The 24,111-nt window shown below is 72.3% G+C and carries 20 protein-coding genes and 1 riboswitch; of the genes, 7 read left to right on the forward strand and 13 right to left on the reverse strand.

The window, feature by feature from the left end; genetic code table 11:
• Nucleotides 1–6: 6 nt before the first annotated feature.
• A riboswitch (FMN riboswitch) is annotated at nt 7–137 on the reverse strand.
• A 302-nt stretch (nt 138–439) separates the two neighbouring features.
• Nucleotides 440–1,327, forward strand: a complete 888-nt coding sequence (locus ACFY9S_RS29475; RefSeq protein ID WP_391134042.1) for an RNA polymerase sigma-70 factor — start codon at nt 440–442, stop codon at nt 1,325–1,327.
• 102 nt (nt 1,328–1,429) lie between these two features.
• Nucleotides 1,430–2,224 (forward strand): NAD(P)H-binding protein, encoded by a 795-nt coding sequence (locus ACFY9S_RS29480; protein ID WP_391134044.1) that lies wholly within the window; start codon nt 1,430–1,432, stop codon nt 2,222–2,224.
• Between the two features lie 111 nt (nt 2,225–2,335).
• Here ACFY9S_RS29480 and ACFY9S_RS29485 read toward each other — a convergent pair whose 3' ends face one another.
• Entirely contained in the window at nt 2,336–3,628 is a 1,293-nt protein-coding gene (locus ACFY9S_RS29485) for an ROK family protein (RefSeq protein ID WP_391134047.1), read from the reverse strand.
• 135 nt (nt 3,629–3,763) lie between these two features.
• Here ACFY9S_RS29485 and ACFY9S_RS29490 point away from each other — a divergent pair, with 135 nt between their 5' ends.
• Together ACFY9S_RS29490 and ACFY9S_RS29495 are read left to right on the forward strand one after the other, a co-directional pair.
• Nucleotides 3,764–4,969: an MFS transporter gene (locus ACFY9S_RS29490; RefSeq protein ID WP_391134050.1), complete on the forward strand. Its 1,206-nt coding sequence runs from the start codon at nt 3,764–3,766 to the stop codon at nt 4,967–4,969.
• A gap of 135 nt (nt 4,970–5,104) precedes the next feature.
• On the forward strand, nt 5,105–6,484 hold the full coding sequence (locus ACFY9S_RS29495; protein WP_391134053.1) for a solute carrier family 23 protein: 1,380 nt from the start codon (nt 5,105–5,107) through the stop codon (nt 6,482–6,484).
• Between the two features lie 3 nt (nt 6,485–6,487).
• Here ACFY9S_RS29495 and ACFY9S_RS29500 read toward each other — a convergent pair whose 3' ends face one another.
• The gene (locus tag ACFY9S_RS29500; RefSeq protein ID WP_391134375.1) at nt 6,488–7,627 is read right to left on the reverse strand and encodes a glycoside hydrolase family 6 protein; all 1,140 of its coding nucleotides are present in this window, start codon (nt 7,625–7,627) and stop codon (nt 6,488–6,490) included.
• A gap of 175 nt (nt 7,628–7,802) precedes the next feature.
• Here ACFY9S_RS29500 and ACFY9S_RS29505 point away from each other — a divergent pair, with 175 nt between their 5' ends.
• A complete protein-coding gene (locus ACFY9S_RS29505; RefSeq protein WP_391134056.1) occupies nt 7,803–8,516 on the forward strand; it encodes a DUF5995 family protein in 714 nt (237 codons plus the stop codon).
• A gap of 42 nt (nt 8,517–8,558) precedes the next feature.
• Here the strand turns inward: ACFY9S_RS29505 and ACFY9S_RS29510 are convergent, their stop codons facing one another.
• The gene (locus ACFY9S_RS29510) at nt 8,559–10,256 is read right to left on the reverse strand and encodes an FAD-dependent oxidoreductase (RefSeq protein ID WP_391134059.1); all 1,698 of its coding nucleotides are present in this window, start codon (nt 10,254–10,256) and stop codon (nt 8,559–8,561) included.
• 50 nt (nt 10,257–10,306) lie between these two features.
• On the reverse strand, nt 10,307–11,095 hold the full coding sequence (locus tag ACFY9S_RS29515) for a nitrilase-related carbon-nitrogen hydrolase (RefSeq protein ID WP_391134061.1): 789 nt from the start codon (nt 11,093–11,095) through the stop codon (nt 10,307–10,309).
• A gap of 299 nt (nt 11,096–11,394) precedes the next feature.
• Here ACFY9S_RS29515 and ACFY9S_RS29520 point away from each other — a divergent pair, with 299 nt between their 5' ends.
• Complete coding sequence (locus tag ACFY9S_RS29520) at nt 11,395–11,931, forward strand: Repetin (RefSeq protein ID WP_391134064.1); 537 nt, start codon at nt 11,395–11,397, stop codon at nt 11,929–11,931.
• On the opposite strand, the gene ACFY9S_RS29525 is transcribed toward ACFY9S_RS29520, so the two are convergent.
• The 7 genes from ACFY9S_RS29525 to rpe form a co-directional block, all read right to left on the reverse strand.
• Entirely contained in the window at nt 11,900–13,096 is a 1,197-nt protein-coding gene (locus tag ACFY9S_RS29525; protein ID WP_391134067.1) for an MFS transporter, read from the reverse strand. The two genes, ACFY9S_RS29520 and ACFY9S_RS29525, sit on opposite strands and share 32 nt — an antisense overlap.
• 136 nt (nt 13,097–13,232) lie before the next feature.
• Nucleotides 13,233–13,685, reverse strand: a complete 453-nt coding sequence (locus ACFY9S_RS29530; protein ID WP_062925738.1) for an Lrp/AsnC family transcriptional regulator — start codon at nt 13,683–13,685, stop codon at nt 13,233–13,235.
• A 10-nt stretch (nt 13,686–13,695) separates the two neighbouring features.
• Complete coding sequence (locus tag ACFY9S_RS29535) at nt 13,696–15,165, reverse strand: amino acid transporter (protein ID WP_391134070.1); 1,470 nt, start codon at nt 15,163–15,165, stop codon at nt 13,696–13,698.
• Between the two features lie 320 nt (nt 15,166–15,485).
• Nucleotides 15,486–16,928, reverse strand: a complete 1,443-nt coding sequence (locus ACFY9S_RS29540) for a GuaB1 family IMP dehydrogenase-related protein (protein ID WP_391134073.1) — start codon at nt 16,926–16,928, stop codon at nt 15,486–15,488.
• Nucleotides 16,929–17,036: 108 nt separating this feature from the next.
• On the reverse strand, nt 17,037–17,390 hold the full coding sequence (locus ACFY9S_RS29545; protein WP_391134377.1) for a barstar family protein: 354 nt from the start codon (nt 17,388–17,390) through the stop codon (nt 17,037–17,039).
• A gap of 24 nt (nt 17,391–17,414) precedes the next feature.
• Complete coding sequence (locus tag ACFY9S_RS29550; RefSeq protein ID WP_391134076.1) at nt 17,415–18,458, reverse strand: sugar-binding domain-containing protein; 1,044 nt, start codon at nt 18,456–18,458, stop codon at nt 17,415–17,417.
• A 78-nt stretch (nt 18,459–18,536) separates the two neighbouring features.
• Nucleotides 18,537–19,223: a ribulose-phosphate 3-epimerase gene (rpe, locus tag ACFY9S_RS29555; protein WP_391134079.1), complete on the reverse strand. Its 687-nt coding sequence runs from the start codon at nt 19,221–19,223 to the stop codon at nt 18,537–18,539.
• 140 nt (nt 19,224–19,363) lie between these two features.
• Here rpe and ACFY9S_RS29560 point away from each other — a divergent pair, with 140 nt between their 5' ends.
• Entirely contained in the window at nt 19,364–21,505 is a 2,142-nt protein-coding gene (locus ACFY9S_RS29560) for an MMPL family transporter (protein WP_391134081.1), read from the forward strand.
• Here the strand turns inward: ACFY9S_RS29560 and ACFY9S_RS29565 are convergent.
• Together ACFY9S_RS29565 and fmt are read right to left on the reverse strand one after the other, a co-directional pair.
• Nucleotides 21,486–22,913, reverse strand: coding sequence for a transcription antitermination factor NusB (locus ACFY9S_RS29565; protein WP_391134084.1), 1,428 nt, complete (start codon nt 22,911–22,913; stop codon nt 21,486–21,488). The genes ACFY9S_RS29560 and ACFY9S_RS29565 overlap by 20 nt on opposite strands.
• Nucleotides 22,914–23,172: 259 nt before the next feature.
• The gene (gene fmt / locus ACFY9S_RS29570) at nt 23,173–24,105 is read right to left on the reverse strand and encodes a methionyl-tRNA formyltransferase (RefSeq protein WP_102913405.1); all 933 of its coding nucleotides are present in this window, start codon (nt 24,103–24,105) and stop codon (nt 23,173–23,175) included.
• Nucleotides 24,106–24,111 lie beyond the last annotated feature (6 nt).

Genomic DNA, 24,111 nt, shown 5'->3' on the forward strand with positions numbered 1-24,111 from the left:
CGCTCGCCGCGCACTGCCTCCCATCCGGACTTTAACCGTCGGTCCAGGAATTTCACCTGGTCAACCGGCCGCTGGAGGCGACCGGGTCGCGGACTGTAACCGCCGGTTCGGACTTTCACCGACCCCGGAGTGCGCTGCTACTGATACAGGGCCAGTGTGCCATGCCTGATCGCGGTTCAGTGGGGCGAGATGTGTGGGCTGCCTCACAGACCGTGTCGCACCCCTTCCCGAGCGCGACCGCGCCCCAACTCCCCCGCCGGGCTGCTCTCTTGAGGTGCCGCATTGGTACACACCCATTGACGGTGTGGTCTAGTCCTTTCTAGGCTCATCGCCAGGTCGGCTCCTCCTCACTGACCGGCCCGGCGGCGGTGACGACGGCCCTTGCCCGCCGTCGGGCCTTGCCACGCTGTGCGCACGGCGTTCTGGCAGGGTGAGTCGTATGACCACGACGACCGCCGACGAGTTCCAGATCCACCGGCGCCGGATGTTCTCGCTCGCTTACCGGCTGCTGGGCTCCGCCGACGAGGCCGAGGACGCGGTCCAGGACGCCTATCTGCGCTTCAGCGGAGCCGACCGGGCCGGGATCGAGCAGCCGGCGGCCTGGCTCGCCAAGGTCGTCACGAACCTCTGCCTGAACCGGCTCACCTCCGCGCGGGCCCGCCGCGAGCAGTACGTCGGGACCTGGCTGCCCGAGCCGGTGGTCACCGGGGACGGCACGCTCGGGCCCCTGGAGTCGGCCGAGCAGCGGGACGCCGTGTCGATGGCGATGCTGGTGCTGCTGGAGCGGCTGACACCGACCGAGCGAGCGGTGTACGTGCTGCGGGAGGCGTTCGGGTACGGGCACCGGGAGATCGCGGGGGTGCTGGATCTGAGCGAGGCGAACTGCCGCCAGCTGTACCGGCGGGCCGCGCAGCGGGTGGGTGAGCCGCAGGCCCGGTTCGAGCCCGCGTCCGAGCAGCAGGAGGAGCTGGTCACGTCGTTCATCACCGCAGCCCGCGAGGGTGATCTGGCCGGGCTGGAGAAGCTGCTCGCGACGGAGGCGACCTGGTGGAGCGACGGCGGCGGCAAGGTCACCGCCGCCCGGTGGCCGATCGAGGGCGGGCAGAGGATCGCCCACTTCCTGGCGGGCGGGGGCCCGAAGTTCGCGGCGGGCCTGGACTTCACGCCGGTGGAGGTCAACGGAGCGACCGGGCTGGCCAGCTGGGCCGGCGACACCCTGGTGGGGCTGGCGGCGATCGAGGTGCGCGACGGGCTGGTCACGGGAGTGCGGGCCGTGGTCAACCCGGAGAAGCTGGCGTTCGCACGGCGGCAGCTCACCCGGGCGTAGGACCGCCGGGCGCGTCTGTCACATTCCGCGGGGGGTGTTCGGTCCTAGCTGGCGTGGGGCGCTCCGTCCGGGAGCGCCGGGCGTCCGAAGGGACTGAACAGCATGACCACGATCCTGGTGACCGGCGGTACCGGAACGCTCGGCCGGCTCGTCGTCGAGCGGCTGCGCGCAGACGGGCACGAGGTGCGGGTACTCAGCCGGCACAGTGAGCCGTACGCGGTCGACCTGCGGAAGGGCGGTGCCGGGCTGGACGCGGCGGTCGCCGGTGTGGACACGATCGTGCACTGCGCGTCGTCGCAGAAGGGCGATGAGGAGGCGGCGGCGAACCTGATCAGGGCGGCACGCGGGGCGCGTGTACCCCACTTCGTGTACGTCTCCATCGTCGGCGTCGACCGGGTGCCGTTCCGCTATTACAAGAGCAAGCTCGCGGTGGAGAGGCTCGTCGAGGAGTCGGGGCTCGGCTGGACCGTGCTGCGGGCGACCCAGTTCCACGACCTGCTGGTCATGATGCTCCAGGGGCTGTCGAAGCTGCCGGTGCTGTTCCTGCCGGCCGGCCTTCGGGACCAGCCGGTCGAGGTCGCCGAGGTCGCGGACCGGCTGGCCGAGCTGGCGGCGGGTGCGCCTGCGGGGCGGGTCGAGGACATGGGCGGGCCCGAGGTGCGGACGTTCGAGTCGCTGGCCCGCGCGTACTTGAAGGCGTCCGGGCGACGGCGGGCGGTGGTGAACGTGCCGCTGTGGGGGGCGGCGTACCGGGGCTTCCGGAGCGGGGGGCATCTGACACCGGAGCAGGCCGTGGGCACCGGGTCGTTCGAGGAGTACGTGGCGAGGCGGTTCAGGAGCGGCCAGGCACGGGCGGCCAGCGGGCGGGGCAGGGAGGGCGGGAAGGGCCGGCTGTAGGCACGGGGGCGGATCGGGGGGCCGGCGGCCAGGGGGCACAGGCAGCCGGGCTGAGCGGGAAGCAGCGACCATGGGCCCGGGCAGCGGGCGTGACAGCCGGGGCGTCGCGTCCTACCAGCCCGGGGGCGGCTGCGGCAACCGCTCCCCCGGCGTGAACAGTTCCTCCTGGGCGCGGTCCCGAGCCGTCAGCAGCGCGCCGCGCAGGACCGCGCCGCCGCCCAGGGCGGTCGTGCGTACCTCCGTCGGCAGCGGTGTCATCCGGGCGATGCGGTGCTGCACGCGTGCGGCGAGTTCCTCGCCGCCGGCCTCACCGACCTCACCCCCGAGCACCACGCACCCGGGGTCCAGGATCGCGACCACCGATGCGACTCCGACGGCCAGGCGATCGGCGAGGGCGTCGAGGAAACGGGCGGCGGGAACAGGGGCGGCGGGCGGGTGCTCCTCGGGGGATCCGAGCGCCTTACCGGCCGCGGCTCCCTCCTCCCCCACCTGGGCCACCGCCCCCCGCACCACACCGACCGCCGCCCGCACGACCCCCGCCTGCGACACCTCCTGCCCCGGCTCCACCGGCACCCCGCACTCGGCGGCGAGTTCCACGACCGCCGCCGAGGAGGCCAGCGAATGGAAGCCGCCCTCGCAGTCCGTCGAGGTCGGCAGTGCGGTCGTGCCCGGGACCGGGAGGAAGCCGATCTCTCCCGTGCCGCCGGAGGCGCCGCGCCGGAGGGCGCCGTCGAGGACCACGGCCGCCCCCGTTCCCTGGCCCAGCCACAGCAGGACGAACGTGTCCCGGTCCCGGGCCACCCCGTCCCGCTGCTCGGCCAGCGCCGCGAGGTTGGTCTCGTTCTCGACGCTGACACGGGCCTCGGGCAGCCGCTCCTGGAGGGTGGAGACGAGCCGTCGGTGCCACTGCGGCAGCCCGGTGGAGTCGCGGAGTTCGCCGCTGGACGGGTCGACCAGACCGGGCGCCCCGATTCCCACGGTGTGCAGTCGGTCGGCACCGGCCTCCTTCGCCACGCGCTCGACCAGCGTGACCGCCTGCTCCACGGCGGGGCCCGTTCCGATGTCCCCACCGATCGGCACCGAAGCCTCGGCCAGCACCCGCCCCACGAGGTCCGCGACGGCCACGGCGACGCCTTCGGTGCGGACGTCGAGAGCGGCCAGGTGCGCCCGGTCGGCGACGATGCCGTAGACCTTCGCGTTGGGACCGCGCCGCTGCTCCCCCGCCTCGCCGACCACCGCGATCAGACCGGCGGCGGTGAGGCGTTCGACGAGGTCGGCGACGGTCGGCCGGGACAGACCGGTCAGCTGCTTCAACCGCCCTGCCGTCAACGGGCCTTCCTGCTGGAGCAGACGCAGGGCGAGCCGGTCGTTGATGGCCCGGGCGGTGCTCGGGGATGCGGGCATGCCGGGATCCTTCCAGACGGGCGGAGCCGTCGACCGTGGCCCGCAGGGACACCCTCTTATTATCAGGCAGGGTTCCTGATAGTTTACGCCCGCACCGGACACGAGCACGGCGCAGACCTGGAGGGGAACCGCAGAATGGGCAACGTGGTCGACGAACAGCGCGAGGTGAAGCGGTCCCGGTACGCCGTGGCCGCCGTCTTCGCCGTGCACGGCGCCGTGACCGGCTCGTTCGCGACCCGCGTGCCGTGGATCCAGGACCACGCGGGCGTGAGCGCGGGCCAGTTGGGAATCGCTCTCGCCTTCCCAGCGCTCGGCGCCTCCGTGGCGATGCCCCTCGCCGGCAGCATCAGCCACCGCTTCGGCGCCCGCAACGCGCTGCGCGGGCTGATCGCCCTGTGGACGCTGTCGCTGGTCCTGCCGTCCCTCGCCCCGAACCTCCTGACGCTCTGTCTGGCCCTGTTCACGTACGGCGCGACGGCGGGCATGGCGGACGTGGCGATGAACGCGCTGGGGGTCGAGGTCGAGAACCGTCTCGGCCGGTCGATCATGTCCGGGCTGCACGGCATGTGGAGCGCGGGCGCCCTGGTCGGCTCGGCGGCCGGCACACTCGCCGCGCACCTCGGATCGGACGCCCGGCTGCACCACGTCCTGGCCGCCGCGGTCCTCACCGTCGTCGGAGTGCTGTCCTGCCAGTGGGTGCTCGACCTGCAGCCCGCCGAGGACGAGGAGGCGCCGCCGCGGTTCGCGCTGCCGCCCCGCTCGGCGCTGCTCATCGGCGCGATCGGGTTCTGCGCGGTGTTCGCGGAGGGCGCGAGCCTGGACTGGTCGGCGGTCTACCTGCGCGAGCAGCTGGAGACCTCGGCCGGGCTCGCCGCGGCGTGCACGACGGGCTTCACGCTCACCATGGCCGTCGCACGGCTGGCCGGCGACAAGGTCGTGGACCGCTTCGGTGCCGTGCGGACCGTGCGGACGAGCGGCGTGTTCGCCGTCCTGGGCGGGCTGCTGATCGTCGTGGCGGACCATCCGGCGGTGGCCATGAGCGGGTTCGCGCTGATGGGCCTGGGCATCGCCGTCGTCGTGCCGCTGTGCTTCGCCGCGGCCGGCCGCAGCGGATCCAACCCGAGCCTGGCCATCGCGGGCGTCGCGACCATCACCTACACCTCGGGGCTGGTCGCGCCGAGCGCGATCGGCATGCTGGCTCAGGCGACCAGCCTGATGGTGTCGTTCTGCCTGGTGACGGCGCTGTCGTGCGGCCTGGTGGCGTTCGCGGGCGTGCTCCGCCCCGGCGAGCGGACGAAGACCGGCCGGCCGGCCGCGGCGGTCCCCGACCCGCGGCCCTGAACGCACCTCGACGGCGGCGGTGCGCGGTCGCGGCGGCCTGGTCCAGGGCCGACACCCGCCCCGGTCATCAGCACGGTGGGCTCGCCCCGACAATGGTCCGGACCCTCGCACGCACGACGAAAGCGAAACCGCACCATGGATCTCGGCGTCCGCTGGAAACTGCACGGCGACGGACGCACCCCGGCGCCCGACGCGGTGGTCCGCCCCGACGAGCGGCTCTCCTGGCCCCGCACGGCCGGACTGGGCGCACAGCACGTGGTGGCGATGTTCGGGGCGTCCTTCGTGGCCCCGGTCCTGATGGGCCTGGACCCGAACCTCGCGATCATGATGTCGGGCGTCGCGACCGTCGTGTTCCTGCTCGCGACCCGCGGCAGGGTGCCCAGCTACCTGGGCTGCTCACTCTCCTTCGTCGGCGTGGCGGCGGTCATCCGGGCCCAGGGCGGCAGCAGCGCGACCGTCACCGGAGCGGTGTTCGTCGTCGGGGGCGCGCTGTTCCTGGTGGGGCTGGCCGTGCGGCGCTTCGGGGCGCGGATCATCCACGCCACCATGCCGCCGATCGTGACGGGCGCGGTGGTGATGCTGATCGGCTTCAACCTGGCGCCGGTGACGGCCTCGACGTACTGGCCGCAGGACCAGTGGACCGCCCTGTCGGTGATGCTGTTCACCGGTCTGGCGGTCGTCTGCCTGCGCGGCTTCTGGTCCCGGATCGCGATCTTCCTGGGGCTGGTCTTCGGGTACGGCATCTCCTGGGTGTCCGACCTGGTCTTCGGCAGGATCCACTCGGTGGACGCGAGCGGCAAGGTCACCGACCACTGGCGGCTGGACCTCTCCGGCGTGGGCCAGGCCGACTGGATCGGGCTGCCCACCCTGCACGCCCCGTCCTTCGAGTGGTCGGCGATCCTGGTCGCCCTGCCGGTCGTCATCGCGCTGGTCGCGGAGAACGCCGGGCACGTGAAGGCGGTCGGCGAGATGACCGGCGACTCCCTGGACGACAAACTCGGCACGGCGATCGCGGCCGACGGCGTCGGCTCGATGCTGTCCACCGCTGTGGGTGGCCCGCCGAACACCACGTACTCCGAGAACATCGGCGTGATGGCCGCGACCCGCGTGTACTCGACGGCCGCGTACTGGGCCGCCGCGGGTTTCGCCCTGCTGTTCGGCGTATGCCCGAAGTTCGGCGCGGTCGTGGCGGCGATCCCGGGCGGGGTGCTCGGCGGCATCACCGTCATCCTGTACGGCATGATCGGGCTGCTCGGCGCCCAGATCTGGCTCAACGCCGGGGTGGATCTGCGCAATCCGCTGAACCTGGTGCCGGCGGCGGCGGGCATCATCATCGGCGTCGGCAACGTATCCATGAAGTTCACGGACACGTTCTCGCTGAGCGGCATCGCACTCGGCACGGTGGTCGTCATCACCGGCTACCACGCCCTGCGGGCCTTCGCCCCGGCCCACTTGAAGTCGCAGGCGCCGCTGCTGGACGAGGGCACCTCCTCCTACGACGACGCCAAGTCCTAGCCGCTACGGCGAAGCCAGGTCGTAGGCGTACGAGGCCGTGAACGTCCCCGGCCTGCCCTTGCAGCCGTCCGACTCCCCCGGCAGCTTCACCCACAGGTAGGCGTCGATCCGGGCCTCGCCGGTGCTCAGGGTCGGGGTCCGGCCGAGCTTGCGGCCCGCCGGGTCGCACCACTCGCCGTCGGCCGGGGCGCCGTTGCCGTTGCGGCTGGTGTCGATGACCGCGCCGAGGCTCGCCGGGCCGCCGAGCGCGTCGAGGACCCGCCGGTCGTGGGCGACCTCTGCTGCGGTGGTGTGGAAGTTGGAGACGTTGCTGAAGATGCCGTCGGAGGACTCCGGCGAGGCGGCACCGGCCTGCCTGAGCCAGGCCGCCTGCTTGCCGGGCGCGTTCCAGCCCGAGTGTCCCGCGTCGAAGTAGACCCGGGCCCGGGGGTCGGCGGCCTTCAGGACGCGGCCGGCCCGGGCCAGCGAGGCGAAGCGGTCCGCGCGTTGGCCGGCGGAGAGGCACTCGGCCTGGGCGACCGAGTCGGGCTCCAGGACGACGATGACCTCGCCCGAGCCCAGCCCGGCCGCGAACCGGTCGATCCAGGCGTCGTAGGCGTCCAGGCCGGGCGCCCCGCCCTGGGAGTGGCCGCCGCAGTCCCGGCCGGGGATCGCGTACGGCACGACGACGGGCACCCGGCCCAGCGCGGCACCGCCCGAGGTCACCGCGGCGACCCGGGCGGTGATGGTCTGCGGGGAGTAGTCGGCGAACCAGACGGCCGCGGGCTGCTCGGCGATACGGGACGCGATGACCCCGTGCCGGGGGTCCCCGGAGTGGGAGCGGACCCACGCGAGGACCTGGGAGCCGGGGTGGCGGTAGAGCCGTCCGGCCACGGTGGTGGTGCGCTCCTGCTGCTTCGCGGGCTTCGAGGGTCTCGGGGTCTTCGTCCGGCGCGCGGACGGGGACGGCGAGGGTGGGGGTGAGGCGGACGCGGTGGTGGCCGGTGCGGACGACGACGGCACCGCCGGCAGCGGCGCGAGCCGGGGCGAGGCCGACACCTCGGGGGGCCCGGCCTCGTCGGAGGCCCGTCCGCCGTCATCGAACGCCGCGACGACCCCTGCGACCGCGCCGGCCACGACGACGACCGAGGCCGCCACGACCATCGCGCCGCGCCGGGCGGCACGCCTGCGCCCAGCCCTGCGGGCGGCCAGGCGCTGGGCACGCGAGCCTGACACGCTGCTGTTCCCCCTCCCCCTGCGGCGGGCACTGTTCCCCCGTTTCGGGGAAGCGCCGGGCCCGCCGGTGCTCCCGCCAGCCTAGAGCTGCGACTCTGCCCGCATGCCGCGATGCGAACAAGTCCCCCCAGCCGTGGACACTCCGGTCGACTCCGTCATCTCCCGTATGCGCGCGCTCGACGCGGCCCTGCACCCGCGGGACGGGGTGGCTGTCTTCAACCGCGTCTACCTCGCCGTGACGGAGGCGGTGGACCGGTACGTCGACACCGGGCGGTTCACGGACGCCCACGCGGCGATCACGCTGGACGTACGGTTCGCACAGCGGTATCTCACGGCGGTCGAGGCGGTGGCGGGCGAGCGGCGCCCGCCCGCCTGTTGGCGGCCGCTGTTCCAGTTGCGCCGCCATCCCGGGGTACGTCCGTTGCAGTTCGCGCTGGCGGGCATCAACGCGCACATCGGGCACGATCTCGCGCTGGCCGTCGTGGACACCTGCCGTACGCTCGGCTGCGCACCCGTCGACCTGGAGGACGAGTTCGACATGGTGGGCGATCTCCTCGTCTCGCTGGAGGAGCGCATCCGCGACGATCTGATGCCGGGCCCCGACCTGTTCCGGATCGCCGACCCGCTGGCCCACCTGCTCGGCTCCTGGAGCCTGGACCGCGCCCGGGACGCCGCCTGGACGGCGGCCCGGGCCCTGTGGGTCCTGCGTGAACTCCCCGACGTCGCCGACGAGTTCACGGAGCGCCTGGACACGGCGGTGGGTTTCGCCGGGCGCATGCTGCTCACACCCCTGACCGGGCCGCCGCTGCGGGGCTAGTCCGTGGCCGGGCCGCCGCTGCGGTGCTGGTCCGTGGCCGGCTCAGTCCTCGGGCAGTTCGACGGGAGCGATCTCGTCGTAGACGTCGCCGGGGCCCGGGTTGGTCGGGTCGGTCGTGCCGCCGAGGTGGTGCATGACGCCCCAGACCGCGTTGAGGGCGGTCTGGATGGCGCCCTCGGCCCAGCCGGCCGTCCAGGAGATGTCGTCGCCGGCGAGGAAGATGCCACGCTTGTCCTCGGGCAGCCGGTCCTGCATGAAGTGCGTGAACAGGCGCCGCTGGTAGCGGTAGTGGCCGGGGAGGTTGGCCTTGAACGCGCCCATGAAGTAGGGCTCGTTCTCCCAGGAGACCGTCACCGGGTTGCCGATGATGTGCTTGCGAATGTCGACCTTGGGATAGATCTCGCCGAGCGACTTCAGCATGACCTCCATCCGCTCGTTCGCGGACAGCGGCAGCCACTTCAGGCTGTCGTCGCACCAGGTGTAGGAGAGGCAGATGACGGCGGGCTTGTCCGGGCCGTCGTCGAGCAGGTAAGTGCCGCGCGTCATACGGTCGGTGAGCGTCATCGACATGACGTCACGTCCCGTCTCCTCGTCCTTGTCGAGCCAGAACGGCCGGTCCACGGGGACGAAGAGCTTGGAACTCTCCATGTAGTGCGTGCGCTCGATCGCCGTCCAGTGGTCGATCGGGAAGAGCGAGTCGTCGCAGGCGATCTTCGACAGCAGCATCCAGGACTGGGCGGTGAAGACGGCCGCCTGGAAGGTGCGGATGTCGCCGTGTGCGTCGGTCACCGTGATGCGGTTGCCGGCGGTGCGGTGCAGCCGGGTCACGGCCGGGCGGGGCTCGCCGCCCTCGTGCAGGCTCGCGAGCGAGGTGCCCTGGGCCCAGTGGACGATCTTCTGCGGCTCGCGCTCCCACAGGCGCAGCGGCAGTTGCTGGGAGCCGCCGACGATGCCGCGGTGGTGGTCGTCGGCCTCGGTGTAGACGACGCGCAGGATCTCCAGGATGGAGTTGGGGAAGTCGGTGTCCCAGCCACCCGTGCCGAAGCCGACCTGGCCGAAGATCTCGCGGTGCCGGAAGGACTTGAACGCCTCGGAGTCGCAGAGGAAGCCGTAGAAGGTCTGGTTGTCGAGCTTCTCGACGAGCTTGGACCAGATCTCGCGGATGCGCGGGACGTCCCGCTCGCGCAGGGCGCGGTTCATGTCGGAGAAGTCGGCGCCCTCCTCCAGGCACCGGCCCCAGGCCTCGGCGACGTCCCGGTAGACCTGGGGCAGGTCGGCGATCGTCTCGGCGTAGTGCGACTCGCCCTTGAGGTCGACGACGGTCGACGGGGTCGCCTCGGCGAGGGGGTTGGGGAAGGGCCGGGTCTGAAGGCCGACGAGGTCGATGTAGTGCTGGAGGGCCGTGGAGGACGGCGGGAAGCGCATCGCGCCCATCTCGGCGGTGAGGGACTCGTCGCAGCCGTCGAAGCCCACCGTGCGCAGCCGGCCGCCGATCCGGTCGGCCTCGTACACGACCGGCTTGAGGCCCATCTTCATCAGCTCGTACGCGGCGACGATGCCGGACAGGCCGCCGCCGATGACCGCGACCTCCGTGCCGTGCTCCGTGGCGGGTATCTGCCCGAGGCCCGCGGGGTGGGCGAGGAAGTCGTCGTACGCGTACGGGAAGTCCGGGCCGAACATGGTGATCGGCGGCGCTTGCGCGTCTGCGTGCTCGACGGCGTTGGGCACGGTGGACGTCATGGGGTGCGGACTCCTTGCACGGGTACGAGCGGGCGGTTCAGCGGGGATGGTCAGACGAGCGGCCCGTAGAGGCCGGGCCGCCGGTCGAGCAGATACGGGTTGGCCTCGCGCGAGGCGGCGAGGAAGGCGGGATCGACGTCGGCGAGGACGAGGTCCTCACCGCGTCCGGCCCGGGTCCGGGCGATCCCGTCGGGCCCGGCGAGCGTGGACAGCCCCACGAACTCGAACTCGCCCTCCCGGCCGGCCCGGTTGACGTACGCGACGTACATCTGGTTCTCGAAGGCCCGCACCGGGATCATCGACTCGGCGACGAACTGGAACGGGTGCATCTGCGCGGTGGGGACGACGAGCAGGTCGGTGCCGGCGAGGGCGTGCGCGCGGACGTTCTCCGGGAACTCCACGTCGTAGCAGATCAGGATGCCGACCCGGAGGCCGTCGATCTCGGCCTGGACGACCGGCTGGTTCCCGGGCGTGAAGTGGTCGCGCTCGAAGCAGCCGAAGAGGTGGGTCTTGCGGTAGTTCGCGAGCCGGGTGCCGTCGGCGGAGATCAGCTGGGCGGAGTTGAACACGGCGTCGCCGTCGCGCTCGGGGTACGCGTAGGCGATCGCCAGGCCGTGTCCCGTCGCGATCTCGGCGATCGCGTCCGCGCACTCGCCGTCCGCGGGCTCGGCGAGGCGGCCGATGCCGTCGCCGATCGCGTACCCGGTCAGGAACATCTCCGGCGTCACGAGCAGCCCCGCGCCCGCGGCGGCGGCCCGGCCCGCGGCCTCGTCGAGCACCTTGAGGTTCTCGACGGTGGAGCCGGGCCGGCCGGAGCTCTGGAGCAGGGCGGTGCGCATGGGTGTTCCTCACCGGGCGAAAGGGTGGTTGGAGGGGCCACGTAGACGGTACGGGCGGCTGACCAGGGCGGACAAGAAGGAGCCGTTGCGCGCCGGTGAACGGTTCGTTGCGTGCGTCCGGGGCTGGGCGGCGATTCGTTGCGCACCTCGGGTCGGACGCCGGCTCCTCCCCGGAGCGCAGCCGCGTACGGTCTTGCCCGCCGTGCGGCGGAGGTGGGGTCCCGCCCCGAGCGCGATGTTCTTCACCCGCGGAGCCGGAAGAGTAAGGGCTGTCCACACGACCTGCGGAAAGGAACAAAATGAAGCGCCGTACGAAGATCGTCGTGCTCGCCTCCGCTCTGCTGCTCACGGCCGGGGTGGCCTCGGCCGCGACCGCGTCGGACGCCCCCCGGAAGCGGGAGGCCGCAGCGCTCACCGGCACCGCCATGCTGTACCGCTCGGCCGGGGACGACATCACGTTCTCGTTCGACGCGCATCTGGCCGCGAAGGACAAGGCCGACCCGGCGAAGGCCACCGGCACCTTCGAGTTCAGCCACTATCTGAACGGCAAGGGCGCCCGGGCGAAGGCCAAGGTCGACTGCTTGCTGACCGGCGGCAAGGTCGCCGTCGTCTCCGGCGTCATCACCGAGTCCGACCTGCCGGGCGCCAAGGGCAAGCGGGTCGGCGTCACCGTCCACGACTCCGGCCGTCACGACCGGCTCGGCTACAGCTGGGCCGCCACGGGCAGCCCCGCCGAGACGAAGGAGCTGCCCAGGTGCGTCAGCTCCGCCCCCTTCGAGAAGGTCGAGAAGGGGACGGGTGACTTCACGGTCGTCCCGTGGCAGCCCGAGCTCTAGCCAGCGCCAGGGCCGTCACCAGATAGGGAACCGCCAGCACCGCGAAGACCGTGCCGTGCGACAGGTCCGTGCCGAGCACCGCGTACACGCCGAACGTGGCGACCGTGGCCAGCTCGGTGCCCAGGCTCGCCACGGAGGTCAGCGTGGCCCGGCGGGACTCGTCGATGCGGTGCTGGAGACGGACGTCGGCGAGCACCTCGGCCAGCTGGAACCCGGCGAAGGCGAGGCTCACGAGGGCGATACCGGCCAGGGAGCGGGACGCGGCTCCCACGGCCAGGGCGAGGGCGGCCCCCGCGAGCAGCACCGCGAGCCCGCTCGGTCCGAGGCGTTCGGCCGGTCCGGCCAGGAGGCTGCCGAGGGTGACGCCGGCCCAGATCAGCATGATCAGGTAGGGCACCGTCGCCTCGGCGACGCCGAGGTCGCGGACCAGCAGTGGGGTGTACTCGTCGAGCGCGCCCCACACCGCGCCCACGGCCGGGACCAGCAGCAGGGCACCGCGCACCGAACGGTTCCCGCGGACCTCGGCGAGTCCGGTCCGCAGGGTCGTCGCCCAGGGGTCGCCCGCGTTGTCCGCCGGCACCCGGTGCTCGGGGAACCGGGTCGCAGTGACGGCGGTCAGCACACAGGCCAGGAAGCTCGCGGCCCCGACGGCCGCGTAGCCGCCCTGGGCGAAGACGGGCCCCGCCAGGCCGATGGAAGCCACGGTGCCCAGCAGCCGCGCGGCCCGGGCCCGGCCCATGACCCGCGCGTACCGGCCTACGGCGCCGAGCCGGTCCAGTTCGTCGTAGACCAGCGCTTCCAGCGCGCCGGAGCCGAGGGCGCCGCCGGCGCCCCACAGGACGAAACCGGCCGCGAAGGCCCCGTACGACGGGACGGCCACCCACAGCGCGAAGCCCGCGGCGGTGAGCAGCGGGCCGATCCAGAGCAGCCTCCGGCGCGAGACGGCGTCGGCCCAGGCACCGGAGGGCACCTCCAGCACCACGGAAGTGATCGACCACAGGGCGAACAGTGAGGAGATCTGCCAGAGCGACATGCCGGTGTCGGCGAACAGCAGCGCGTACACCGGGTAGAGCAGGACGAAGTCATCGAGGAACGCGTAGCCGTACAGCGTGGTCGTCAGACGGCGGACGCCGGTGGCGGGCACGCGTGCGGGTGAGAGTGTCATGAGGCCTTCCCGGAAGGACGGATCGGATGCCGGAGGTACGGCGTCCGAGGCGGTCCTCGGGAGGCACGGCTGGTGGATCAATGTCGCCAGGTCATGACACTCAGGCTAGAGGTGTCGCGGGGAACGGGCCACAAGGTTACGTGGGGGAACCCGACGAGAAGCGCCGCAGCAGCGGCGAGAGCACGAGCACGGACTTGGTCCGCTCGACGAACGGCTCCCCGGCGATCCGCTCCAGGACCCGTTCGAAGTGGCGCATGTCGGAGGCGAAGACCTGGACGATCGCGTCCGCGTCCCCGGTGACGGTGGACGCGGCCACGACCTCCTGGTAGCGCTCCAGGCCCCGCTGGATGGTCTCCGGGGAGGTGTTCCCGCGACAGTAGATCTCGACGAACCCCTCGGTCTCCCAGCCGAGGGCACCCGGGTCCACCCGTACGGTGAAGCCGGTGATGGCTCCGGTGGCCCGCAGCCGGTCCACACGCCGTTTCACAGCGGGCGCGGACAGGCCGACGAGCCCGCCGATGTCGGCGTAGGAGCGGCGGGCGTCCTCGGCGAGGGCGTGCACGATGCGTTCGTCGAGATCGTTCAGCACAGTGGGTCGGTCACTTCTCGGATGGCGCGAGTCGGGAACGGCGGAAGCCGTACACGAAGTAGAACACGAGCCCGGCGGCCATCCAGACACCGAAGACCACCCAGGTCACGGTCGACAGGCTGCCCATCATCCAGACGCAGAAGGCGAAGCCCAGCGCGGGCAGGACCGGCGAGAGCGGCACCCGGAAGGTGCGGGGCAGGTCCGGCTTGGTCCGGCGCAGCACCACGACGGCCACGTTGACGAGCGCGAAGGCGAACAGGGTGCCGATGCTGGTGGCGTCGGCCAGCTGCCCGAGCGGAACCGCGGCGGCCAGGACACCGCAGAACAGCGACACGATCAGGGTGTTGGCGCGAGGGGCGCCCGTCTTCGGGTGGACCTTGGCGAACACCTTCGGCACGAGCCCGTCGCGGGACATGGCGAACAGGATGCGGGTCTGGCCGTACAGCACGGTCAGCACCACGCTCGCGATGGCGATGACGGCGCAGAACGCGAGCAGGGTGCCCCAGAAGGTCTGCCCGGTGACCTCGCGCATGATCTGGGCGAGCGCGGCCTCGGAGTCGGTGAATCCCTTCCAGGGCTTGGCCCCGACCGCGACGGCCGCGACGAGGACGTACAGCGCGGTGACGATGACCAGCGACAGCATGATCGCTCGGGGCAGGTCGCGCTGGGCGTTCTTGGCCTCCTCACCGGCGGTGGAGGCGGCGTCGAAGCCGATGTAGGAGAAGAACAGGGTGGCGCCCGCGGCGCTGACCCCGGCCATGCCGAGCGGCATGAAGTTCTCGTAGTTGCCGGAGCGGAAGCCCTGGACGCCGATGGCGCAGAACATCACCAGCGCGGCGATCTTCACGATGACCATGACGGTGTTCGCTCGGGCGGACTCGCGGGCGCCGCCCAGCAGGAACGCCATGGCCAGGAGCACGACGATCAGTGCCGGCAGGTTGAACACGCCTCCGTCGCCGGGCGGGGCGGACAGGGCGGCCGGGATGGTGACGCCGACGGTCCCATCGAGCATTTCGTTGAGGTACTCGCCCCAGCCGACCGCGACGGCGGCGACCGACACGCCGTACTCCAGAACCAGGCACCAGCCGCATATCCAGGCGATCAGCTCGCCCATCGTTGCGTATGCATACGAGTACGAGGAGCCGGAGACCGGGATGGAGCCGGCCAGTTCGGCGTAGGACAGGGCCGAGAAGAGGGCCGTGAGACCGGCGATGACGAAGGAGAGCGTCACGGCCGGGCCCGCCTTGGGGACGGCCTCACCGAGCACGACGAAGATGCCGGTGCCGAGGGTGGCACCGATGCTGATCATGGTGAGCTGCCAGAGGCCGAGGGTGCGGCGCAGCGACCCTCCCTCCCCCTGGCCCCCTTCCGCGACCAGGCGTTCCACCGGCTTGCGGCGCATGAGGCGCGCACCGATGCCTGGGTGCGCCGGAGCGGCTGTCTGGCCTGGATTCTGCGGGGGTGCGCCTTGGTCGAGCACGCGCTTGGCTCCTTTTCGCTGCCGGTCAGGGCGGCGGGGACCACGGGCGCCCTCGAGCAGGGACCCACCGAGCGGAGTCCCCGCCACGCCACGTACGAGGCGACAGCCTATGAGCAACGACGTTGCTGTCGAAATGCAGCAACCTTGCGCATTCGTGCAAGATCATTGCGTTCCCGTGGGCTGGATGAGTGTTCGTTGCGGGGCGGCTGACGAGTGTTGCACCGCAAGCGTCGGAGGCGCTGATCAGGCACGTGCGGAGACGGCCCCCGAACGTCCCGCGGAGCGGGTCGACGAGGGCCGTGGCAGGGGCGTCGGGGCCGTCAGCTCCAGCTGGCGTGCAGGGGCTTGCCCTCCGCGTAGCCGGCGGCGCTCTGGATGCCGACGATGGCCTTGTCGGCGAACTCCTCCAGGGATCCCGCTCCGGCGTAGGTGCAGGAGGAGCGGACGCCCGCGATGATCGAGTCGATCAGGTCCTCGACGCCCGGGCGGGCCGGGTCGAGGAACATGCGGGAGGTGGAGATGCCCTCCTCGAACAGCGCCTTGCGGGCGCGGTCGTACGCCGACTCCTCCGAGGTGCGGTTGCGCACGGCCCGGGCGGAGGCCATGCCGAAGGACTCCTTGTAGGCACGGCCCTGGGCGTCGTGCTGCAGGTCGCCCGGGGACTCGTAGGTGCTCGCGAACCAGGAGCCGACCATCACGTTGGACGCGCCGGCCGCGAGGGCCATGGCGACGTCACGCGGGTGGCGGACACCGCCGTCGGCCCAGACGTGCTTGCCGTACTTCTTCGCCTCGGCGGCGCATTCCAGGACGGCGGAGAACTGCGGCCGGCCGACGCCGGTCATCATGCGCGTGGTGCACATGGCGCCGGGGCCGACACCGACCTTGACGATGTCCGCGCCGGCCTCGATCAGGTCGCGCACGCCCGCGGCGGCGACCACGTTGCCCGCGACGATCGGCACCCGCGGGTCGAGGTCGCGCACCAGCTTCAGGGCGCTGATCATCGACTCCTGGTGCCCGTGCGCCGTGTCGATGACGAGGGCGTCGACGCCCGCGTCCAGCAGTTCCTGCGCCTTGCCCGCGACGTCCCCGTTGATGCCGACGGCGGCCGCGATGCGCAGCCGCCCCTGAGCGTCGGTCGCCGGAGTGTAGAGGGTGGCGCGCAACGCGCCCTTGCGGGTCAGGATGCCGGCGAGCGTGCCGTCCTTGTTCACGGCCGGGGCGTAGCGGCGGTTGGCGTGGTCGAGGGTGGTGAAGGCCTCGCCCGGGTCCATGTCCGCGTCGATGAGCAGCAGGTCCCGGGACATGACCTCGGCGAGCTGCGTGAAGCGGTCCACGCCGGACAGGTCGGCGTCGGTGACCACGCCGACCGGCTTGTGGTCCCCGTCGACGACGACGCCGGCGTCGTGCGCGCGCTTGGGCAGCAGGGCCAGCGCGTCGGCGACGGTCTGGTGCGGGGACAGGACGATCGGGGTGTCCAGCACCAGATGCCGGCTCTTCACCCAGGAGACGACGTCGGTGACCACGTCGTTCGGGATGTCCTGCGGTATCACCACGAGGCCGCCGCGGCGGGCCACGGTCTCGGCCATCCGGCGGCCGGCGATGGCGGTCATGTTGGCGACGACGAGCGGGATGGTGGTGCCGGTGCCGTCCGGGGAGCTGAGGTCGACGGCCTGCCGCGAGCCCACCGAGGAGCGGCTCGGCACCATGAAGACGTCGTCGTACGTCAGGTCGTACCCGGGCTGGATGTCATTGAGGAAACGCACGTGCTGCACATCCCAGTCGATCAGAGGTGACCCCCGGACCGGCCGGCCAGGGGGAAAGAGCACGTACTTCATTCTCCCATGCCGTACGCCCGAATCACCCCCAGCGGATCATCCAGGCTGGTCAGGGGGGCTCTCGGAGGATTCTCCAAGGCCGAGGGTCACGAACAGTCCAGGGCCCCGGTCCGTCGCCTCGGCGAAGATCTCCTCGGCGACCTGCCACTCCTCGGGCCGCGTCCCGGCGTACTTCCGCCAGCCCTGGACGACGACCAGCAGGCCCCGTTCGCCGGCTCCCGCGGGCCAGAGGGCGGGGTCGGCCATGGCGTCGGCGAGGGCGTCCCAGTTGCGGCCGAACCAGTCGGGCAGGGCCAGGTCACGGGCGCAGCGGTCCATGAAGGCCGCCTCGTCCGTGACCCCGCCGAGATCCAGGACGACCACGATCCGGCCCGCCGGGTCGTCCGGCAGCCCCTGCGGCTCGCCGACCACGTGTCAGACTCCGTCCGGGTCGGACCTGTTGAGCGCGGAAAGCGGCGGCGGAACGGCCGTCAGCAGGTAGTCCGCGGCCGAGGTGTCCGTCACCAGGCTGGTGACGAGCCCGGAGCGCAGCACCGCGTCGATCGCGGGCCCCTTGCGCTGCCCGCCCGCGATCGCGACGACCTCGGGGATCCGGCGGAGCTGGTCGGCCTTCACCGTGATGCACCGCTCGCCCAGGTCCCGGCCGACCCGGCGGCCCTCGGCGTCGAAGAGGTGCGCGGACATCTCGGCGGCGACGCCGAGGGACGCGTAGTGCGCCCGCTCCTCGTCACTGAGCATGTCGTGCACCGTGGAGATGCCCCGCTCCCAGGAACCGATGGAGACACAGGCGACGGTGACCTTGTCGAAGTGCTCGAAGGCCCGGGCGATCCCCGTCTGGTTGCGCAGCGCCGTGGCCGTCGCCGCGTCGGGCAACAGCATCGGGGCGTAGATGGGGTGGGCGTCGCCGCCGGACACCTGGGCGGCGCGGCGCACCGCCTCCACCGAGCCGCGCTCGGCGGTCCCGGCGTCGTACACGCCCGTCAGCTGCACCACCGTGCACGGCGGCAGCCGGTCGAGCGCCGCCGCCATGTGGATGGTGGAGCGGCCCCAGGCCAGGCCCAGCACATCACCTTCGTCGACCAGTTCGCCGAGCAGATCGGCGGCCACCTCTCCCAGGTTCTCGGGATCGGGTGACTCCTCGGCCTCGGCCGGGGACTCCACCACGACTGCGTGCCTGAGGCCGTAGCGGGCGCGGAGCGCGTCCGAGCGATCGGCGTCCAGTTCGGCGGGCACACGGATCTCGATCCGTACGAGATCCCGTTCGAGGGCGGTCTCCAGGACCCGGGCCACCTTGAAGCGGCTGACGCCGAACTCCTCGGCGATCTGGATCTTGGACTTCCCCTCGAGGTAGAAGCGGCGGGCCATGGCCGCCGCCTGCACCAGCTCAGCGGGTCCCATCCGCATGGCTGACCGGCCCGCCGACATACCCGACACGGCGTTCTCCTCACTGCTGTTCACACTCTGGATTCGCCGTTCATCCTTGCAGATCCGGCGCGGTCGATCAGCCCTGACGAGAGCCGTTCACTTCGCTGTGGCTCAGTGGTCGCAGGCCCAGGAGGCCTTCGCCGTGGCCGCACCGGCCTGGTTGCGTAGTGCACGTACCGCCTCGGCCGGGTCATTTGCCCCGTAGACCGCCGATCCGGCCACGAAGACATCGGCTCCGGCGTCGGCGCAGCGCTCGATGGTGGAAGCGGAAACTCCCCCGTCGACCTGGAGCCAGAGCTCCAGTCCGTGCTTGCTGATCAACTCGCGGGTGCGGCGAATCTTCGGAAGCATGATGTCGAGGAAGGCCTGTCCCCCGAAGCCCGGTTCGACCGTCATGATCAGCAGCATGTCGAGCTCGGGGAGCAGGTCCTCGTACGGCTCGATGGGGGTCGCGGGCTTCAGCGCCATGGAGGCGCGCGCGCCCTTGGCCCGGATCTCGCGGGCGAGCCGGACCGGGGCGGCGGCGGCCTCGACGTGGAAGGTGACGGAACCCGCCCCCGCCTCCACGTACTGAGGCGCCCAGCGATCGGGGGCCTCGATCATCAGATGACAGTCCAGCGGGGTGTCCGTCGCACGGGCGAGCGACTCTACGACCGGCACGCCGAGCGTGAGGTTCGGGACGAAATGGTTGTCCATGACGTCGACGTGGAGCCAGTCGGCTCCTTCCACGGCCTTCGCCTCGTCCGCGAGGCGGGCGAAATCTGCGGAAAGGATGCTGGGGTTGATCTGCGCGGCCATGTCCTAAGACTGCCATGCCCTCCGGGGGTTGTGGGCATCGGTCCCGGATGGCCAGGGTGGTTCGTCGGGTGCGGACCGTCTGTGGCTGGTCGCGCAGTTCCCCGCGCCCCTTCGGGGGCGCTCCCGCGGAGGGGGTCGGCATGAAGCAAGGGGTCGCGCATCTCGTCTGCGGGCGGCGGGCCAAGTGGCTGGTCCTGGGCCTGTGGGTGGTCGTGCTGTTCATCGCCGCGCCGTTCGCCATGAAGCTCACCGACGCGCAGGACAACGACGCCGCGTCGTGGCTGCCGGGGTCGGCGGAGTCGACGCAGGTGCTGGAGATCTCCGAGGACTTCCGGCCGGAGCAGATCCCGGCGGTGGTGGTCTACGCACGGGAGAGCGGCCTGACGGCGCAGGACCGTGCGGAGATCACCGAGGACGTGGCGCAGCTGAAGCAGCTGCGGGACCACGGCATTCTCGGTGAGCAGACGCGGGGGCCGGTGTTCGACCGGCAGACCGATCCGCGGGCGGCGCAGGTCTTCGTGCCGATCATGATGGACGAGGAGGGCTGGGAGCGGATCTCACCCGCCGTGGAGTCCGTCCGGGACGAGGTCGGTACCGGCGGGGACGGGCTGAGCGTGCACATCACCGGCCCGGGCGGCACCTCGGCGGACTTCTCGGAGGCCTTCGAGGGCATCGACTCCACGCTGCTGTTCGCGGCGATGACCGTGGTCATCGTCATGCTGCTCATCACCTACCGCAGCCTGACCCTGCTGCTGGTCCCCCTGATCGCGGTGGTCTGCGCGCTGTTCACCTCCCAGGCGCTGATCTACGTGCTCGCCGAGCACGCGGGCCTGACGGTCAACGGCCAGAGCGCCGGCATCCTCACGGTGCTCGTCTTCGGCGCCGGGACGGACTACGCCCTGCTGCTGGTCGCCCGCTACCGGGAGGAGCTGCGCCGCCACGAGGACCGGCACGAGGCGATGGCCCTTGCCCTGCACCGCGCCGGTCCGGCCGTGCTCGCCTCGGGCGCGACGGTCGTCCTGAGCATGCTGGTGCTGCTGACCGCCGAGATGAACTCGACCAGCGGCCTGGGCCCGGTCGCCGCGATCGGTGTCGCCGTCGCCCTGCTGGCGATGATGAGCCTGTTCCCGGCGCTGCTGGTGATCTTCGGCCGGTGGATCTTCTGGCCGGTGATCCCGCACCTGGGCTCCCCCGAACCGACCGAGCGCGGCATCTGGGCACGCGCGGGCCGCCGTATCGCCCGCCGCCCGCGCATGACCTGGGCCGTCACGGCACTCGCCCTGGCGGTCTGCTCCCTGGGCCTGATCCAGCTGCGCGCGGAGGGCATCGGCAACGCGGACGCCTTCACCGGGAAGCCGGACTCGATCACCGGCCAGGAGGTGTCGGCACGCTACTTCCCGGCGGGCAGCGGTGATCCGCTGGTGGTCGTCAGCAACCAGGCGCAGGCCCAGCAGGTGGGCCGCGCGGTCGCCGGGACCGAGGGCGTGGTCCCCCAGTCCCTCGGTCTGCCGCCCGGCACGAAACCGGCCTTCGAGGGCAAGGTCCTCTTCGAGGCCACCATGACCGCCCCGGCGGACAGCGAGGCCGCCAAGCAGACGGTGGAGCGGGTGCGGGACGCCGTGCACGCGGTGCCGGACGCCGACGCCCAGGTGGGCGGCGGTACGGCGGCCCTGCTCGACATGGACAAGGCGACCACGCACGACAACATGCTGATCATCCCGCTGGTGCTGGTGGTCGTCCTGCTGATCCTGTGCGTGCTGCTGCGCGCCCTGATCGCGCCGCTGCTGCTGATCGGCACGGTGATCCTGTCGTTCACGGCGGCACTCGGCATCAGCGCGCTCGCGTTCCGGTACGTCTTCGACTACGCGGGCGAGGCGACCGACTTCCCGCTGTTCGTGTTCGTGTTCCTGGTCGCCCTGGGCATCGACTACAACATCTTCCTGACCACCCGCATCCGCGAGGAGGCGGCCCGCCAGGGCACCAGAGCGGGCGTGGTCACCGGCCTGGCCGCCACCGGGGCGGTCATCACCTCGGCGGGCCTGGTCCTGGCCGGCACGTTCGCCGCCCTCGGCACCCTCCCGATGGTCGCCTTCGCCGAGATCGGGTTCGCGGTCGCCCTCGGCGTCCTCATCGACACCTTCATCGTGCGCTCGGTGCTCGTGACGTCCCTGTTCCTGGACGTCGGCCCGAAGGTGTGGTGGCCGCACCGGCTGGCCCGGGAGGACGGCGGTGCGGCGGCACGGGAGAGCGCCGGGGCGGGGGTCAGCCGGTCCGGCGGATGAGCGCCAGGTACATCGCGTCGGTGCCGTGCACATGCGGCCACAACTGTACGTCGGGCCCGTCGCCGAGGTCGGGTACGCCGGGCAGCAGCGGCCGGGCGTCGATGAGGTCGGTGTCCGGGTGCTGCTTGAGCACGTCGGCGACGACGGCCCGGGTCTCGGCGAGGTGCGGCGAGCAGGTCGCGTAGCCCACGACTCCGCCGACCCGCACGGACTCCAGGGCGGTGCGCAGCAGCCCGCGCTGCAGCGGCGCGAAGCCCTCCAGGTCCTCCGGGCGGCGCCGCCAGCGTGCCTCCGGGCGGCGGCGCAGGGCACCGAGGCCCGTGCACGGCACGTCGACCAGCACACGGTCGAAACTGCCGGGCCGCCACGCCGGACGGGTCCCGTCGGCGGCGATCACCTGATACGGGCCGGGGTTCCCGTCCAGAGCCTTGGCCACCAGCCCGGCGCGATGGGTCTGCTTCTCGGAGGCGACGAGCAGCGCGCCCCGCTCGGCGGCCAGCGCCCCGAGCAGCGCCGCCTTGCCGCCGGGCCCCGCGCAGCCGTCCAGCCAGCGCCGGTCGGGGCCGTCCAGGGGCGCGCCCGCGAGGGCGATCGCCACGAGCTGGCTGCCCTCGTCCTGCACTCCCGCTCGCCCGTCCCGCACGGCCGCGATGGCGCCCGGTTCCCCGCCCTCGGCCAGCCGCACGGCGTAGGGCGACCAGAGCCCCGGCACGGCGGCGTCCTCGTGGAGCAGCTCCTCGGTGGTGGCCCGTCCGGGCCGCGCCACCAGCGTCACCTCGGGCCGCTCGTTGTCGGCGCGCAGCAGCTCCTCGACGCCGTCGCGCCCGCCGCCGAGGGAGTCCCACAGCGCGGACACGACCCACCTGGGGTGCGAGTGGACGACGGCGAGATGGTCCTCGGGATCCTCGTCGTAAGGGGGTGCGACCTTGTCCAGCCAGCCGTCCAGATCGTGCTGCGCGACCTTGCGCAGAACGGCGTTGACGAACTTGGCCCGCCCGTCGCCGAGCACGACCCGCGCGAGCTCCACGGTGGCGGACACGGCCGCGTGCGTCGGGATCCGCGTCCCGAGCAGCTGATGCGCGCCCAGGCTCAGCACGTCCAGCACCGGCGGGTCGACCTCCCGCAGCGGCCGGTCCACGCAGGCCGTGAGGACCGCGTCGTACGTCCCCTGCCGCCGCAGCGTCCCGTACACCAGCTCGGTGGCGAGCGCCGCGTCCCGGGTGTCGAACGTCTCGGGCCCTTCCTTCTCCCGCGCCTTGCGCAGCAGGGGCGGGAGAACGAGGTTGGCGTAGGCGTCCCGCTCGTCCACGGCCCTCAGGGCCTCGAAGGCGAGGATGCGGACGGGGTCCTTCTTGGGCCGGCGGTAGGGCTTGCCCGACGTGCGGGCTCGGCGGGGCTGTTCGCTCACGAAAAAGGTGCTCCGGGGGTGAGAGGAAGTGCGCCGTCCAGCCTACGCCGCCGGGACCGGGGCGTGACCGGCAGCAGGGCGCCGGGCCACGTCACGGACGCGCTGCCGCCGGCCCCGAAGCCGCCGAACACGCGACGCCACCGACAGCAAGGCGCCGCCCGTGTCGTCAGCGCCGCTCCGGCTTCGGCCTCCGAGGCACCGGAAGCGGGGCATGACCGGCAGCCGCGCGCAGCGGCGCATCGCCGGTCCGCTTGCGGCTTCAGCCCCCGAGCCGCTCGCCCTCGCCGATGCGCACCCCGCGGGCCCAGTCCGCCGCCCGCATCGGCTTCTTGCCCTGAGCCTGCACCCACAGCAGCTCGACGCCGTACGAGCCGGTTCCGACGTGGACGTTGTTCTTCCCGGCCGCGATCTGCCCGGGGGCGAGGTCCGTCCGGTCGGGCACGGGCGTGACCTGGATGAGCTTGAGGCGCTCGCCGCGGAAGGTGGTCCAGGCGCCGGGGGCCGGGGTGCAGCCCCGCACCATCCGGTCGACGCGCAGCGCGGGTGCGCTCCAGTCGAGGTGCGCGTCCTCGACGTTGACCTTCGGGGCGAGACTGATCCCGTCGGCCGGCTGCGGTACGGCCTTCAGCGTGCCGTCCTCGATGCCGTCCATGGTCGCCGCGAGCAGCCCGGCACCCGCGAACGCCAGTCGCGTCAGCAGGTCCCCGCTGGTGTCGGTGGCCCGGATCTCCTCGGTCACCGTGCCGTACACCGGCCCGGAGTCCAGCCCCTCCTCGATCAGGAACGTCGAAGCCCCGGTGATCTCGTCCCCTGCCATGATGGCGTGCTGCACGGGCGCGGCACCGCGCCAGGCCGGGAGCAGGGAGAAGTGCAGATTGACCCAGCCGTGCGCGGGGATGTCGAGCGCGACCCGGGGCAGCAGCGCTCCGTAGGCGACGACGGGGCAGCAGTCCGGTCCGATCTCCCGCAGCCGCTCCAGGAACTCGGGGTCCTTCGGCTTCGCGGGCTTCAGCACCTCGATCCCGGCCTCCTCCGCCCGCTCGGCGACGGGCGAGGCGACGAGCCTGCGTCCGCGCCCGGCCGGCGCGTCGGGCCGCGTGACGACGGCGGCCACCTCGTGCCGTCCGGAGGCGAGCAGAGCGTCCAGGGCGGGAACGGCGACCTCGGGTGTACCGGCGAAGACGAGCTTCATGGGGTG

Source organism: Streptomyces sp. NPDC012474 (assembly GCF_042955185.1).
Lineage (GTDB): Bacteria > Actinomycetota > Actinomycetes > Streptomycetales > Streptomycetaceae > Streptomyces > Streptomyces cahuitamycinicus.

What these genes read in the sequence shown, in the direction of transcription:
- ACFY9S_RS29490 (WP_391134050.1), top strand. Translation starts at nt 3,764, where the DNA reads ATGGGCAACGTGGTCGACGAACAGCGCGAGGTGAAGCGGTCCCGGTAC.
- ACFY9S_RS29510 (WP_391134059.1), bottom strand. Translation starts at nt 10,256, where the DNA reads ATGACGTCCACCGTGCCCAACGCCGTCGAGCACGCAGACGCGCAAGCG.
- fmt (WP_102913405.1), bottom strand. Translation starts at nt 24,105, where the DNA reads ATGAAGCTCGTCTTCGCCGGTACACCCGAGGTCGCCGTTCCCGCCCTG.
- rpe (WP_391134079.1), bottom strand. Translation starts at nt 19,223, where the DNA reads ATGGCCGCGCAGATCAACCCCAGCATCCTTTCCGCAGATTTCGCCCGC.
- ACFY9S_RS29520 (WP_391134064.1), top strand. Translation starts at nt 11,395, where the DNA reads ATGAAGCGCCGTACGAAGATCGTCGTGCTCGCCTCCGCTCTGCTGCTC.
- ACFY9S_RS29515 (WP_391134061.1), bottom strand. Translation starts at nt 11,095, where the DNA reads ATGCGCACCGCCCTGCTCCAGAGCTCCGGCCGGCCCGGCTCCACCGTC.
- ACFY9S_RS29475 (WP_391134042.1), top strand. Translation starts at nt 440, where the DNA reads ATGACCACGACGACCGCCGACGAGTTCCAGATCCACCGGCGCCGGATG.
- ACFY9S_RS29525 (WP_391134067.1), bottom strand. Translation starts at nt 13,096, where the DNA reads ATGACACTCTCACCCGCACGCGTGCCCGCCACCGGCGTCCGCCGTCTG.
- ACFY9S_RS29560 (WP_391134081.1), top strand. Translation starts at nt 19,364, where the DNA reads ATGAAGCAAGGGGTCGCGCATCTCGTCTGCGGGCGGCGGGCCAAGTGG.
- ACFY9S_RS29495 (WP_391134053.1), top strand. Translation starts at nt 5,105, where the DNA reads ATGGATCTCGGCGTCCGCTGGAAACTGCACGGCGACGGACGCACCCCG.
- ACFY9S_RS29500 (WP_391134375.1), bottom strand. Translation starts at nt 7,627, where the DNA reads ATGGTCGTGGCGGCCTCGGTCGTCGTCGTGGCCGGCGCGGTCGCAGGG.
- ACFY9S_RS29485 (WP_391134047.1), bottom strand. Translation starts at nt 3,628, where the DNA reads ATGCCCGCATCCCCGAGCACCGCCCGGGCCATCAACGACCGGCTCGCC.
- ACFY9S_RS29480 (WP_391134044.1), top strand. Translation starts at nt 1,430, where the DNA reads ATGACCACGATCCTGGTGACCGGCGGTACCGGAACGCTCGGCCGGCTC.
- ACFY9S_RS29505 (WP_391134056.1), top strand. Translation starts at nt 7,803, where the DNA reads ATGCCGCGATGCGAACAAGTCCCCCCAGCCGTGGACACTCCGGTCGAC.